This is a genomic window from Nostoc sp. CHAB 5836 (assembly GCF_020829445.1).
Lineage (GTDB): Bacteria > Cyanobacteriota > Cyanobacteriia > Cyanobacteriales > Nostocaceae > Nostoc.
Map to the genome: position 1 here is coordinate 1 of NZ_JAIVFV010000023.1, position 14,349 is coordinate 14,349.

The 14,349-nt window shown below is 42.3% G+C and carries 15 protein-coding genes and 1 pseudogene; 4 read left to right on the forward strand and 12 right to left on the reverse strand.

Annotated features, from left to right (window positions below):
• The 4 genes and pseudogenes from LC605_RS07085 to LC605_RS07100 all read right to left on the reverse strand — a co-directional run.
• Positions 1-457, reverse strand: a pseudogene (locus LC605_RS07085) (photosystem II q(b) protein); the annotation flags it as partial.
• Positions 458-1,016: 559 nt separating this feature from the next.
• On the reverse strand, positions 1,017-1,703 hold the full coding sequence (locus tag LC605_RS07090; protein ID WP_229546851.1) for a DUF2834 domain-containing protein: 687 nt from the start codon (positions 1,701-1,703) through the stop codon (positions 1,017-1,019).
• Positions 1,704-1,930: 227 nt separating this feature from the next.
• Entirely contained in the window at positions 1,931-3,103 is a 1,173-nt protein-coding gene (locus tag LC605_RS07095) for a heat-inducible transcriptional repressor HrcA (RefSeq protein ID WP_229546852.1), read from the reverse strand.
• A 463-nt stretch (positions 3,104-3,566) separates the two neighbouring features.
• Positions 3,567-3,899: a rhodanese-like domain-containing protein gene (locus LC605_RS07100; protein ID WP_229546853.1), complete on the reverse strand. Its 333-nt coding sequence runs from the start codon at positions 3,897-3,899 to the stop codon at positions 3,567-3,569.
• Positions 3,900-4,058: 159 nt separating this feature from the next.
• On the opposite strand from LC605_RS07100, the gene LC605_RS07105 reads away from it, so the two are divergent.
• A complete protein-coding gene (locus tag LC605_RS07105) occupies positions 4,059-5,714 on the forward strand; it encodes a DUF3352 domain-containing protein (RefSeq protein ID WP_229546854.1) in 1,656 nt (551 codons plus the stop codon).
• Positions 5,715-6,088: 374 nt separating this feature from the next.
• Here the strand turns inward: LC605_RS07105 and LC605_RS07110 are convergent, their stop codons facing one another.
• From LC605_RS07110 to LC605_RS32835, 3 genes are read right to left on the reverse strand one after another with little or no spacing between them, the layout of a single operon-like run.
• Positions 6,089-6,388: a hypothetical protein gene (locus LC605_RS07110; RefSeq protein WP_229546855.1), complete on the reverse strand. Its 300-nt coding sequence runs from the start codon at positions 6,386-6,388 to the stop codon at positions 6,089-6,091.
• A gap of 25 nt (positions 6,389-6,413) precedes the next feature.
• Positions 6,414-6,983, reverse strand: a complete 570-nt coding sequence (locus LC605_RS07115) for a hypothetical protein (RefSeq protein ID WP_229546856.1) — start codon at positions 6,981-6,983, stop codon at positions 6,414-6,416.
• The gene (locus LC605_RS32835) at positions 6,976-7,110 is read right to left on the reverse strand and encodes a hypothetical protein (RefSeq protein ID WP_267868446.1); all 135 of its coding nucleotides are present in this window, start codon (positions 7,108-7,110) and stop codon (positions 6,976-6,978) included. Before LC605_RS32835 ends, LC605_RS07115 begins: the two co-directional genes overlap by 8 nt.
• A 243-nt stretch (positions 7,111-7,353) precedes the next feature.
• Between LC605_RS32835 and LC605_RS07120 the strand changes: the two genes are divergently transcribed.
• The gene (locus LC605_RS07120) at positions 7,354-7,521 is read left to right on the forward strand and encodes a hypothetical protein (RefSeq protein ID WP_229546857.1); all 168 of its coding nucleotides are present in this window, start codon (positions 7,354-7,356) and stop codon (positions 7,519-7,521) included.
• On the opposite strand, the gene LC605_RS07125 is transcribed toward LC605_RS07120, so the two are convergent.
• Positions 7,511-7,723, reverse strand: a complete 213-nt coding sequence (locus tag LC605_RS07125) for a hypothetical protein (protein ID WP_229546858.1) — start codon at positions 7,721-7,723, stop codon at positions 7,511-7,513. The genes LC605_RS07120 and LC605_RS07125 overlap by 11 nt on opposite strands.
• Before the next feature lie 990 nt (positions 7,724-8,713).
• Here LC605_RS07125 and LC605_RS07130 point away from each other — a divergent pair.
• Both LC605_RS07130 and cysE read left to right on the forward strand, forming a co-directional pair.
• Entirely contained in the window at positions 8,714-9,202 is a 489-nt protein-coding gene (locus LC605_RS07130) for a hypothetical protein (protein ID WP_229546859.1), read from the forward strand.
• Positions 9,203-9,360: 158 nt separating this feature from the next.
• Positions 9,361-10,125 (forward strand): serine O-acetyltransferase, encoded by a 765-nt coding sequence (gene cysE, locus LC605_RS07135; protein WP_229546860.1) that lies wholly within the window; start codon positions 9,361-9,363, stop codon positions 10,123-10,125.
• Positions 10,126-10,311: 186 nt separating this feature from the next.
• Here cysE and LC605_RS07140 read toward each other — a convergent pair whose 3' ends face one another.
• The 4 genes from LC605_RS07140 to LC605_RS07155 all read right to left on the reverse strand — a co-directional run bounded on the left by LC605_RS07140 (position 10,312) and on the right by LC605_RS07155 (position 14,183).
• Entirely contained in the window at positions 10,312-10,896 is a 585-nt protein-coding gene (locus LC605_RS07140) for an Npun_F5749 family FMN-dependent PPOX-type flavoprotein (RefSeq protein ID WP_229546861.1), read from the reverse strand.
• Positions 10,897-11,248: 352 nt separating this feature from the next.
• On the reverse strand, positions 11,249-12,013 hold the full coding sequence (locus LC605_RS07145) for a Uma2 family endonuclease (protein WP_229546862.1): 765 nt from the start codon (positions 12,011-12,013) through the stop codon (positions 11,249-11,251).
• Positions 12,014-12,136: 123 nt separating this feature from the next.
• Positions 12,137-12,973 carry a formate dehydrogenase accessory sulfurtransferase FdhD gene (gene fdhD, locus LC605_RS07150; RefSeq protein ID WP_229546863.1) on the reverse strand — a complete coding sequence of 279 codons (837 nt, stop codon included), beginning with the start codon at positions 12,971-12,973 and terminating at the stop codon, positions 12,137-12,139.
• A gap of 232 nt (positions 12,974-13,205) precedes the next feature.
• Complete coding sequence (locus LC605_RS07155) at positions 13,206-14,183, reverse strand: hypothetical protein (RefSeq protein WP_229546864.1); 978 nt, start codon at positions 14,181-14,183, stop codon at positions 13,206-13,208.
• Positions 14,184-14,349: the final 166 nt, after the last annotated feature.

The window sequence follows — 14,349 nt, forward strand, 5'->3', positions numbered from 1 at the left end:
CTGCAACCGGCGCTGAATAGGCGATCGCAATCCAGGGGCGCATACCTAAGCGGTAGGATAGTTCCCATTCCCGACCTAAGTAGCAGAATACGCCAATCAGGAAGTGGAAGATTACCAATTGGTAAGGGCCGCCGTTGTACAACCACTCATCTAGAGATGCTGCTTCCCAAATTGGGTAGAAGTGCAAGCCGATGGCGTTGGAGGAAGGTACTACTGCACCGGAGATGATGTTGTTTCCGTAGATCAACGAACCTGCAACTGGTTCACGGATCCCGTCGATGTCTACTGGAGGTGCGGCGATGAAGGCGATTACGAAGCAAGCGGTGGCCGCTAGCAAGGTGGGGATCATCACTACCCCGAACCAACCGATGTAAATCCGGTTGTTGGTGCTGGTGATCCATTCGCAGAATCGATCCCATACGTTGGCGCTTGAGCGCTGTTGTAAGGTTGTTGTCATTGTTTTATAAATGCGGTTATTTGGAGATGAATTTAGGTAGATTTGACTACCTGTTACACATCTTAAAGAATTTATTGCGTTTTGTAAAGTACTTTCCGAAAAAACTTTCTCTTGGGATTTACATATCCACAGAGGCAGCATCCCAAATGTGTAAAAACCTTGATAGCCCAATACACTTGGGTTAAGGCTAAAACTCTTTGCCAAAGTCAATTTTTTTTACGTAGACGCTTCGGCTTGCCGCAGGCTACCGCAAACGCGAGTGCGTCTCCCCTTCTCCCAAAGGGAGAGGCTAGCGCCAAGGGAGAAGGACGCCAAGGACGCAAAGAGAAGAAAGAAATGCTTAACTGAACTGTATTGCTTGATAGCCCTCATCCCCTAACCCCCAATCCCAAACATGGGATTCGGGGAACTAGAATTATGTCTCCCCTCTCCCAAAGATGGGAGAGGGGCTGGGGGTGAGGGAAAAGATTTAAGCTTGCATTGGGATCATTACCCCACAGAAAATCCCCAATTTACTGAAAAATGGGACTTTGGGCAGTACTATTTTGGATTTTAAATCTTAGATTTTGGGTTGTGAAAATGCTGGCTGCTGGGATATGGACTCTATAGCCACTTCCGGCAAAGGCGGACGCACAGATAAATAAATTAATGGGCCCAATAGCGGTATCAAGGCTATTAACCAGAAAAACTGCGGATTTTTCCAACCACGACGTGCCATATCATCCCCCAGCAATGTGGGAAATAATAGGGAGAGTAAGCAAAAATCTAAACTCATCACATTTATGAAGCGGTTAGTTTGCCACTCTTGCACAAAACTGCCCCAATCTCCGCCTCTTAAACCGTAGGCAACTAGAATAACTGTGGCTACGGTCAACACAAAACCAGTCACACGAGAATCTAGCAGTTTGAGCAAGGTATTCTTTTTACCGACAAACTGATTATTTGGTTCTCTAAGGGCTAAGTACGGCAACAAGGCAAAAGCACCAACTGCGAAAGAGGCAGTAGCAAACACCCAAGCAGGTGTTTTTTGCCCTCTGCCATCAATAAAGACTACTGCGCTGTAAATAATAGCCCAGATACCCATGAGGTTGAATAGTGCTACTACTAATGGGTTAATGCCTTGCCACTGGCCAAGAGAAAGGTTTTTAATTAACTCGAATGTAGCGGGTTGCTCAGGAGGTGCGAGGAAAAAAGCATAGACAGTGAATCCCAGCCAGAGCAAGCCAAAGGCAATTTTTCTAACCATGAAAGATTTAGGTAGGATTAATTACAATACACTTGGCTTTGTGGATAATTGTAGGTTGGGTTGAGGAACGAAACCCAACCTACGCAAATTTATTTTTACGGCTTAACCCAAGCGTATTGGGATTAATTATTGATTTTGCCGCTACAAATTGGGCTATCTGCTTGCTATTATATTGTTGATTCGCCTACACCTGTAGCGGCTTGTGCTTAAATATTACTTGATAGGATTTAAGGGTTGAAATAAGTGAAAGCTTCTGAGAGGTAATCAGCAGCAGAGGCTACTACTGCGATCGCACTTTCATAATCTAGGCGCGTTGGCCCCAAAACTCCCACACTTCCTACAGGAATCGATCCTCGGCGATAGTTGGAAGAAATCAAGGTGCAGGTACGTATCGGTTCTAATGGATTTTCTGCGCCAATGCGAACCGTTACCTTTGGTTTAGCACCTTCCTCCGGTTCTGGCTCCTCAAATATTAATCTCCACAGTTGGTCTTGTTCTTCTTCCAAGAGGTGGATAATCGTTTGTACCTGCTGTAACTGCGAAAATTCTGGCTGGCGCAAAACTTCTGACACACCCCGAACCATAATTTGGGTTGCAGTGGGTGCAAGAGTGCGACGAGTCAATTCGGCAACTGAGTTTTTCAAGAATTCCCCGTAACGTTGGAACTTTTGATCTAGTTCGCTCCAGTTGAGGTAGGCTAATTCCAACAGACTTCGCCCCCGCAAGTGACTATTCAAAAAGTTAGAAACAATCTGTAACTCGCGATCAATTATCTCTGAATCCCGTCGTGTTTCTTCTGGTGTTGGCGACAAATCCATCAATTTAGAATGTGTCTCGTAACCATCAGTGACCACAATCAGCATGATCCTTCCGGCTTCAATTTGCACTAATTGCAGATGTCGCAATAGTGCTGTAGTCGTTTGCGGCATGGTGATCAAGCTAATGCAACCACTTAAGGTTGCTAAAATTTGTGCGGCTCCTTGTAGTAGAGTTTCTAAACTGCGATCTTCCCACTGGAGACGCTTTTGCAGTGCTACTTCTACTTCTCGCCCTAAACTTTCTGTACCACTTCCCTGCGGGACGCTGCGCGAACGTGGAAGCAAGCTACGCGTAGCGTCTGTCTGCGACACGCTGCGCGAACACAGAGAAGGTGTAATTAGCTGGTCAACATAAATGCGATAGCCTGAATCTGAAGGTACACGTCCAGCAGAAGGGTGTGGTTGGTAGAGTAATCCAGACTTTTCTAAAACGCCCATGACATTGCGAATTGTCGCCGAGCTTACACCCAGGTCGTACTCCTCGACTAAAGCCTTTGAACCAACAGGTTCTGCTGTAGCAATGTAGTGACGTACCGTTGCCCAAAGTATATGCTGTTGTCGATTTGTTAACTGAACTTCCATTATGGTATGTTTTGCTGAAGGCAAATTTTAATCAAACTCTGACAAAACTTCTGGATTTAATCGAAAACAGAGAAAGAATATTAATAATTGATTAAGATAGCAAATTATACAACTATATTGTGATAAGTATTTTTAAAGTTTATATACATAAAGCATTTTTTAACAGTAGACTTGGAAAAGTAGCTCAACTTTTTTCGCAAAAGCTGCTAGTTATAATGTACCCTTGATATGCTTCTTTCTAAGCGTACTTTTGCACAAACTTGCACTTGCAACAGTATTACTAGATACGTATTTTTTTGGGATGGCTAATACTGAACTGTAGATTTGGGCAAGTCGAAAAGTTTCGTGCAGATGTACCTGACACCCAAATCCCAAGCTTTCCACCAAAACCCCGAAAGTGATGTACTGCTATATCTAGCATAGCAAAAGCCAGATGGAAGAGTGAGTTCCACCTGAGCAAAGGCTAATATTGGGGAATTGAAGGGTCTACTAGTAGAGAGTAAGCATCAATACCACCCGAAATATTTTGCACGTTTGTAAAACCTTGAGCAATCAACCACTGGCACATTTGGGCAGAGCGAATGCCGTGGTGGCATAGCACAAGGGTTTCGCCTTGGGGATTGAAGAGGGTCGGTACTTGATCTCCCCATTCGGCAAATTGACTTAAAGGTAGGTTGACAAAGCCCTCAATGCTAGCGATCGCCAATTCTTCTGGTTCACGCACATCTACTAGTTGAATACTTGAATCACTAGAAGAAAGACGTTGCGCCAGTTCTTGTACACTAATTTGGTTCATGAGTTCCCTGTCATGAGGTTTTTGTAAACAGTCCTAACACTATTTATGGTGACAGAAAATTTGTGCCTTGGCATGAGCATCCATTCTCAAGAGGGCTGATTAATTCTGGTAAGCTTTCTGCTTAAATGGCTGTAAATTGTGTTTTTTAATAGGTTTAATGTGAATAGGCAACGTTCATCTATCGGTTTTATCGTAGCTGGGGCGATCGCTCTACTAGTAATTGCGATCGCCAGCTTTTACTGGTTTTTTGCTAAAAGTCCGCTTAACCTCATTGCTTCTACCGGACAGCCTGGTGCAACCATCTTCGTGTCGAAACTTTCGCCTGTAATGGTTTCATTGCTGACAAATCCTGACCGTTTGCAGGCGTTGGAGCGGGAAGAGGAACTATCTAAACTCAAAACCAGTTTATTCGCCAAGAGTGGCATAGATTACAAACAAGACGTTCAACCCTGGTTAGGGGACGAAATTACATTAGCGATCACGACTTTAGATATTGATCGCGATCAAGAAAACGGACAGCAGCCAGGGTATCTGTTGGCGCTAGCCACCAAACAACCGGAAAAAAGCCGCGAGTTTGTCGAGCTGTTGTTTTCCAAACGGGCGTTAGCTGGAGCAAACTTAGCTGTTGAACAATATAAAGGCGTAAAATTGATTTCTGACAATTCTCAACCTGAACAAGACTCCCTTGCAGGTGCTGTTGTCGGTAAAGGCTTTGTCTTATTTGCCAACGATCCGAAAGTACTACGAGATGCGATCAATAATGTCCAAGCGCCCGATTTGAATTTGACTAGTTCCCCCGAATACCAAAAAGCTACCAAAGAAATCCCCAAAGGGAGTTTAGCTGTAGCTTTCTTGAATCTTCCCATCGTGGCAAAATGGCAAGGGTTAGAGTTACCAGAACAGCTTTATAACAGCCAAATCATATCCTTGGCGTTAAACTCTAAAGGATTACTGGCAGAAACCACCTTTTTGACTTCATCGGAAATTACCCCTCCATCTGCACCACTATCTAAACCTGTGGGAGCATTGCAATATATTCCAGCGTCCGCAGGTTTGGCAATTTCCGGCTCTAATTTGAGTAATTTGGGTGACAGTGATTTAACTAAACTCTGGAGACAAGCAACAGCAACTCTATATGGTTCTGGGGAAGATGTGGTTTCTCGGTTAGCAAAACCTTTGGCGGATGTTCAAAAAGATTGGGGTATAAACTTACCAGAGGATATTTTTAGCTGGGTACAAGGAGAATATGCCATAGCGTTGTTACCTGAGAAAGACCAAACAACCCCCCATTGGATTTTTGTGGTGGAAAAATCCGAGGATGTAGAACAAGGCGTTGCTCATTTGGATGCGATCGCCTCATCTAACGGACTCAGCATCAATCCCCTAAGTATAGATCAGCAAAAAATCTCTGCTTGGACGGAGTTAACCACGGCGACCAAAAAAAGTGATGCCAAAGATAGAGCATCTTTTAGCATTGAAACAAAAGTGCGGGGGTTGCATACAACTTTAGGAAATTACGAAGTTTTCACCTCTGATTTAGAAACTATGGATGAAATTCTTACAGCGAAGGATAATTCCATAATTGACAATCCCAATTTCCAAGATAGTATCGCTGCAATTCCCCTACCAAACCAAGGCTATGTATATCTTGATTGGACAAAGAGCCGGAATTTTTTAGAGCGTCAAGTACCAATTCTCAAGCTAGTGGAAGTTTTAGGTAAACCATTTTTTAACAATCTGCGATCGCTCACAGTCAGTAGTTATGGAACTGACAGGCGATCGCTTAAAGGCGGCGTTTTCTTCCAACTCCATTAGGACTTACGCAATAACTCTCTGAAACTCTTATTCCTTTACGGTTGCGGTTCGTTTTTTCATTATAGGACTTACGCAAAAACCCTCTCAAACTCTCATTCCTCCGTGAACTCTGCGTCCTCTGTGGTTCGTTTTCCGTTGCCTTTGCGTAAGTCATACATTATTTTGCGTAAGTCCTGTCCATAATTCGTGAGATTTTCATAAAAGTTCAAAGTGCAGAAGGTAAAAGAATTTTTTTACATTCTGCACTTTCTTACCTCGTGAAAATTACCTATGCTTTATGTAGCAGTTGCTGTTTTAATTTGTCTACGGAAATCGGTAAAAATAGAAAGCGAAAAGATAACCTGTGGGCATATTTGTAGTAACTGCGATCGCCATCAAACTACTTGCTTGAGTAAAGCTATCCACATATCAGGCGGATCGGAGTAGTAATCAATTTCCTCAATTTGATATTCATAAGATTCGCAGCCTTGTCGTAGAATAATGCGATCGCTAGCTCTAATGCCTTTACCTATTCCAGTCATGTAAGCGATCATACCTTCATTTGTCGGCTCAAATATGTAGTCACTTCCCCAAATTTTTTGGCTGTAATCGTGTAGTTTATTCTTCTGTTTTAATTTTTTTGCTGAAGAGGGAACTAGGACTAACTTATTTAAAAAACTAAAACTTAAGTTCATACCTGTTATCTTCAAAAGGAGGTACTTAAAAATAATTTTTTAATATTACTTCATTTTTGACAATATAGTGTATATCCCCTCCGGGATGAATATTGGCTTCAAAAAAGAGATTATTAGTGTCTGAGATATCAAATCCATAGAGGTTGAATTGTCTCACTACAGGCTGGTGATCAGTTACAAACCATGCAAAAGAATTGATTCGTTCTATGTGAGTATCAGGAGCAAGTATTATTAGAGATCGCCCACTGTTTATTTTGCATCCTCCTCTTACACCCGATGAGTCGGAATGCCCAGTAGGGGGTTTTTGATCTTTGGGTGGTTGATACCCAGCTAGTGCAGTCTGAATTATACTTAAGAATATACTTAAAAAACAACTTGTTAAAATTTTAGTCTTAAAAATTTTGTTTAAGAGCCTTTTTCTGTATATCTCTTTTGGTAAGTCTGCCGTTTTGTAGACAGAGGCTACTCTACATATGAAATTGTCTACTTCTTGCACTTCTCCATAGCTACTTTTGCTAAATATATGTGATTTAATCACTGTTTTATCCTTAAAAACTACACGAAATAAATAATTAAAAATTGAGTATTTAATCAAAATTTATCCACCAAATAAATGCATACAAGTAGGTCGGCGCAATTAAAGCTAACTGGCTAAGGCTGTCATTTGTCATTTGTCCTTCGTCATTCACAAGGGTTTTAAGCCTATTTACGTTTTTTAACATATTTATGTTTTTTCGCGCCAACTTACTTATAGGAATCATATTTGATTTATGAAAAAATCTCAGTAGTCATGTAGGGTGCGTTAGCAAAGCGTAACGCACCATTCCAAGCGTGTGGTGCCGTACTTTCTGCGCTAACTAGTCCTATATAAACTATGCAGTTGCAAATTAAGTATATTTTCAATAGCTATATGGCGTTATATGGCTATTGAAAATATCAACCAAGTTCAGTTGCTCGAAAAATGAATGAAAGTCAAGCTGATCATAAGAGTTTCAGGCTACTTTCTTGGGGCTTTCCATCACAAGCATAAGCGATACCAACGGAAGCGATCGCTCTTAGATATGCCTGAAAAAGTGTGGAATATGTCCATCAAATTTCAGGCAAATCTTCTAGATAAACCGATTATAAACTGATTGCACTTTCCCAAGCATAATAGGTTTCATCTGCACTAAGTCCAGGGACGCCATATACCATACCAGCACCTATAACGAATAGGTAAGCATCAAGATTGAAATGGAAATCATTTCCTTTCTTGCCTTTTTTACCACCACTAACAACGGAAGATTGTTCAGCAGAAACTTCGGTGAATAAGGTGTTATTTTCTAGAACTTGCATGATTTTTCTCCGAGAATTGGAATGTTTATATTTAATGAACGCTGGGAGTTGATTGTTACTGTTGTTTTCCTTCAACCCCTTGCTTAATTAACACAATAAGTGAAAGCACCAAGGGTTGTCATGTCTAGTTTCAGTAAACTTAATTACCAGATTTATGAAAATAGATTTCACAATTAGGTCACGACTATTTCCGAAAAATACATAGATAGAGCAATTGCCCTGGAACTATAGGAATCCGGTTTGATTTTTGAACAACATTAAGTATTTGTAGGGTGCGTTAGCGACAGCGTAACGCACCATTCTTAAGGATTCGGTGCGTTACGCGAAACGCTAACGCACCCTACGTATCTGTTCAGAAATCAAATAGTAGTCCTATAGTTATTTCTAGGCAAGAATATTTAATTTAATAATGAAATACCTTCCTTCCAGCAAAGAATAAATTGTCCCAATTAATTTCTGGGCATTTAAGAGGTTGTTTGAAAAGTCTAATTTATTACTTGCGTCGGCGATTAGAAATCGCGGCTACACAGGCAAAACCTGCCTCCGCAGGTTAAAAACCCTTGATTTTGATTAGTCCACGAACGCGAACAGCGTTACGAACAAAAGGTGTACTTTGCTTGTGTAAGTACGTTGGTGTGAAAAAACCTAAGTATATTACGAAACGTCAATAAGCTTAAAACCCTTATTAATGACCAATGACCAATAGACATCTGGTGAAATTAAATATGCGTTACCCCGAACCCTTGTAGAGACGTAGCAGTGCTACGTCAAAACAATTCTTTTTCACCAGACGTCTAATGCCAATGACCAATGACTAATGACCAATGACAGACGTAGTACGGATACGTCTGTACAGTTCTATGTCTGTTTTTCAAAGGCATGACTTGTGGCACATTCTAATGTGGCACAACCACCTGAAATTTCACTAGATTTTTTTAACTAGAATATGTATATATCATTACTACTTTAAAAGCCTGTTGGAGGGCTACTATGAAATACTGTCGCCCCCGACTTCAGTTTCACTGCGGCTGGATGTTGGCTATACTTACGACCATCACAGCAACCCCTGTAATAGCAGAGACAGCAAATTTTGGCACTTTCAATTTATCAACAAACTTGAATTCAGCACAAGTAACAGTGCAGGGCTTTACAGGCGGTTCTTACTCATTGTCTGCCATCAGTAACCGCGATCGCGAGCAAAAAGCCTGTATTGGCTTTGCTGATCCCAATCCAGATCACATTATGGTTTTGGAAAAGGACTTTTCCGAGCTAACAATCCAAGTCGATAGCAACAATAACGACACCACTTTGCTCATTCAAGGCCCAGATCAGAAGACAATTCGCTGCGGCGATGACACTGCCAAAATAAAAGATGCTAGCGTTAGCGATCGCAACTGGAAAAGTGGCACTTATCGGATTTGGGTAGGTACATTTAATTCTGGGGTTAAGCGTGACTATACTCTGAAAGTGGAGCAGTAGTGAGTTGGGAGTTGGGAGTTAGGAGTTGGGAGTTAGGAGTTGGGAGTTGGGAAAAATTCATGCCCCATACCCAATGTCCTATTCGCAATTTTTACGTGTAACACTTGAGAGGATAATATGGGAGAGTAGCTTGTTGTGCTTTCCGAGGGTGCTATCTCGTGCTATCTATACTGCGTGCTGACTTTCGTATCATATTTGAACGTGACCCAGCTGCCCGTAACTGGTTGGAAGTCTTATTTTGTTACCCTGGTTTGCAAGCCCTGCTATTCCATAGGCTGGCTCACTGGTTGTATACTCTCGGTCTTCCCTTTATTCCCCGCCTGATTTCTCACTTGGCTCGGTTTTTAACTGGAATTGAAATTCACCCAGGTGCAGTAATTGGGCAAAGTGTGTTTATTGACCACGGTATGGGTGTAGTAATTGGTGAAACTGCGATCGTCGGAGACTATGCCCTAATTTATCAAGGTGTCACACTTGGGGGAACTGGTAAAGAATGTGGCAAGCGTCATCCTACTGTGGGTGAAAACGTCGTAGTCGGAGCTGGAGCGAAGGTACTGGGCAATATCGAAATTGGCAATAATGTCCGTATTGGCGCCGGGTCTGTTGTTCTAAGGGATGTGCCTTCAGACTGTACTGTGGTAGGAGTGCCTGGGCGCATCATGTATCGTTCTGGAGTCCGGGTTTCACCTCTTGAACACAATAACTTACCAGATTCGGAAGCTCAAGTAATTCGTGCTTTAGTAGACCGGATTGAGGCGCTCGAACAACAAATACAAACTCTTGTGCGCACCAACTCTTCTGCAAAAACTCCTGTGTTGGTAAGTTGTGTAGCTTCTAACCAAGCTGATTTATCCCAAGATGCTCCGGTGTGCAGCCTTAAAGATAAGGCAATACAGCAGTTTCTAGATGGTGCAGGTATTTGAAGAAGGTAATCTGCACTTCTGTGTAATTCTGTTTAACTGCGACAAATCTAGGCCAATGACACAACAGCCACGCAGCAAAACTCATTTACATCGCTAGAAGATAATAATAATTCTTCTAGTAGTCTGTCAAGTTGAAATTGATGGGTAAACAAGTTCTTCGGAAGGGAGCATCCCAAATGTGCCAGTTCAAGGATTAATTTCTTCACAAAACCACTCTTGATTTTGATCGCGGCGATAAAACCTTCTATTTTGTGGTTCGCCGCGTAATTCTAAATGGTCTACCTGCACCGGATCGAGTAGCAGTAGACAAAAATTAGGTACTGGCTCAATAGAATCGGGTGGTGGTGGCTCAAAGGCTCCTGCTTCTTGGATTCTGGGTTTACCAGGATGGGGCCAAGCAAACTGTAAACGCGCCGCATCACTTAATTCTTGCCACATTGCGATTCGGGCTGGCTGTAAATCCTGGTCAGAATCATCACTGCTAACCAGGGTCAAACAACCACTGATGCGGAATTGTTCTCGTGTATTGGGGAAGTACCAGCAAATTTCTGCCCAAGGTTGTTGCTGTATCTGGTGGGTTTTGGCGCTACGAGTATCGGTGATCAATTTTAACTGGTTTGTATCTTCCAGAAAGCCCCGAAAGACTAGGGTACGATTAGCGGGGCGACCATTCGCTTGTACCGTTGCTAGTTGCACGTAACGGGCATAAACAAGGCTAAGGTTGCGATAGAGGGAATGAGCGATCGCACTTCTCCAAGGAGCAAGAGACATATTAATTCGTAATAAGTACGTTGGTGCGAAAAAATTCAAGTATGTTACGAAACGTAAATAAGCTTAAAACCTTTACTAATGACCAATGACAAAGGACAAATGACAGCCTTAGCCAGTTAGCTTTATTTGCGCCAACCTACTTACCTCGACTTCGCTCGGCACAAAGAAAGTAATTCGTAATTTTTGAAAGTCAGATTTAATCTGGGTTTTCAGGTTTGGGTTTGTTGCCTTATTTTAGACAATTAGTACAACACTAAGTAAATAATTTTGCAATCGTTTCTGTGTCTGTGCGTGAAGCTTATCGCCAATTCAATGCAGAATATACAGTTTACAAATGAATTTTGGCAGCAATTTAAATCAGAGAATCAGGATCTATGCCGAGCGTTCGCAACCGTTCTGCTAATAATTCAGCACGTTGTCGTGCTTGCTGTGCATCTTGTTTAGCAAGTTGTGCATCTTGTTTAGCAAGTTGTGCATCTTGTTTAGCTTGCTGAGTTTGCTGTTGAGCAAGTTGTGCGTTTTCTTCGGGTGTTAAAAGCTTTTCCCCTTGCTGGTTATACCAATACAACCACTGGCGAGGAATGCCGAGATAAGTTCCCCGTTCCATACCAATTCCTAAACCAATCTCTGGTAGCCAAAGGGGATTACCATCTGCTAATGCAGTGTAATCACCATTAATTAATTTGTATACTTCTAAAGGTGGCTTTCGCCGACGAAATGGATTGTAAACTACATAATATAAAATCCCTAGTTTTCCGTACTCTGCTTTTTTAGTAGAGTACTCACCACGATATTTTTGAGATACTACTTCTAGGGCTAATACTGGTACTCTTCTCTCTTCCCAAAGCACATAACTGGGACGGAGGTTTTCATCATAAAATCGCTCTACCCCCAGACTCAAAAAACCATCTGGTACTATTGGCGGTAAGTTGGGGTCATAATAAATACCCATATCTACCCCAAAAAACCAATCCATCCGTTCTGGCCAAGCGATCGCCAAAAGCGCCTTGAGTAAACCGGGAATCAAATCTTGTAATTCATTATCCACTGGCGTATCGTCAGAGTCAGGTAGCTCCTCAGATGAGGGCAAACAAGCCAATGGATCGTACTTTAGCATGATGGGTTTACGCTTCCTCAGTTATTAGTACATCTTTATTTTACAAATGAATTTTGGCAGCAATTTAAATCAGACAAGACTTACGCAAAATGTTGGGCTTGTTTTGTTTGCTGGATTTGTTGTTTAGCTTGCGTTTATTCTTTGTAAACCAGTGTAAATATTGAACTGTTGTCCGCGCAGGAATCCAATTAAAGTAATCCCGAATTCCTTGGCGACAGACACCGCCAAACTACTGGGAGCAGAAACAGAACAGACAATGGGAACTCCAGCAGTTGTAGACTTTTGTAAAATCTCAAAACTAGAGCGTCCACTGACCAGGATAATACAATTATTTAAAGGCAACTCGTCACTGAGCAAAGCTGTACCAATCAATTTATCCAAAGCATTGTGTCGCCCAACATCTTCTTGCAGATTTAAGAGTTGTCCTTGAGCATCAAAGATAGCCGCAGCGTGCAAACCCCCAGTAGCAGTGAAGATACCTTGAGCAGCCCGGAGCTTGTCTGGTAAACTATAAATGATCTCAGGTGTTACCGTTGGCCCAGAAGGAATTACTGGACATCCGCGCAGACGCAAGGCTTCAAGGCTAGCTTTACCACACACCCCACAGGCGCTACTAGTGTAGAAATGACGCTCTAAAGGCTGTAAGTCTGGAATCAACCCATCCCGCAGTTCTATATTGACGATATTATGGCGCTGCTCACCATCTACTAATTCATCTACGCAATAGCTGATACGTCGGATATCTTCTCTGCGGTTAACGACTCCTTCACTGTAAAGGAAACCAGCAGCTAGTTCAAAATCTGCTCCAGGTGTCCGCATTGTTACAGCTACCGTCTTCTGGAGAGGAACAAGGCGAATTTCTAAAGGTTCCTCGGTGGTGAGTTGGTCTAAACGAGGCCGTATCTGATCTTTTTCTACCACCCAGACAGTGGCTTTAGTTTTGCTTTTAGTTGGAATCATCTACACCAATAACCCTTAACTAAACCCTATTGATTGCGAAGGTTGTGAACGAATGCAGTTTAACGTGAATTCGATGAACCTCTCCCTCCCAGCCTCCCTCTCCGAAACGGAAAGGGAGGAGCAACGAAAAATTAAGCTTTTTGCTCCCCTCTCCGCTTCGGAGAGGGGCTGGGGGAGAGGTCAAATAAGACTTGTCAAACTCACGTCAGTTTATATCCCTGTGCAGTATATATTACGTCTTAATAGGCAAACGAGAAATTGTCCATAAGATGAGCAAGAAGATTAAGTAAATTGCGCCAACCAGCCCAAACTCAATCAAAGGGATATAGGTTACTTCGTAAATTCTGCCCAAGCCGCGCTCAGTCAGTGCATAAACGGCCAGTACACTTACTAAAAAGGCTCCGTAGATTGTACGTTTAGTCAAGATACCTACAGGTAGACCGTGAAGCTGAGTAAGCACCAGAATGCCAAGAAAACCAAAGAGAAATGTTGGCCACTTGCTTTGTCCTAGCATTACCGATACAACAACACTATGTAAAAGCACCGTAATTTCTAAAGTGAATGTCCACCAACGGTTTACATGACTACGGTTAAATATCAACGACGATTGGAGCAGAAGCAAGAACATATAGAGGAAACCAATTAAGTGCCCCACAGTCGCTTCCATTGGATGATACCAAAAAGTGTAGATAGCGGCGAAGGAGAAAAAGTAGCCGTGGTACAGCTTGATAATTTGCAAAAACTGTTGATGGAATGGAACAGAATTGCCAAAAAACAAACCGCGTCGAGGCGTTTCCAAAATCAGTACGAACACCAGTAGGAGTACAACTGCACCTTGAGAAGCCCAAATTGAAGTATCTTGAGCTAGAGCATCGTACCAAATATAGGTTTGGAGAAAGTGTAAAGCGATAAATGCACCATTAATGGCAAGCATGAGGTAATTAATCGGGTGCAACGCTGATTTGTATTTTAACTGCGATCGCTGCGCCCACAAGATACACGCCCAGATGCTAAACTGATGCCCAAGGTACATACCCCAAGCCGTCGCTCGACTCCAAAAGGTCGGGCTGGGAAGCTTCCAATAGTACCAATTTAATCCTTGGTCAGGAAGTTTGATGATGCTTGCAGGAATGCTCCCACCTAGCCAAATTGCGTAGGTGAGCAGAATGCTTACAAAGATGCCTAAAAATAATGCTCGGCGACCTGTCATATTAATTCGTAATTCGTAATTAAAAGGCAATACACTTGGTGTTCAATACTGCTCGGTTAAGGTTAAAAAATAAAAATGTGTAGGTTGGGTTTCATTCTTCAACCCAACATATTGCCGGGTTTGTTGGGTTTCACGACCTTCAAGCTAACCACTTTTCAAACAACCT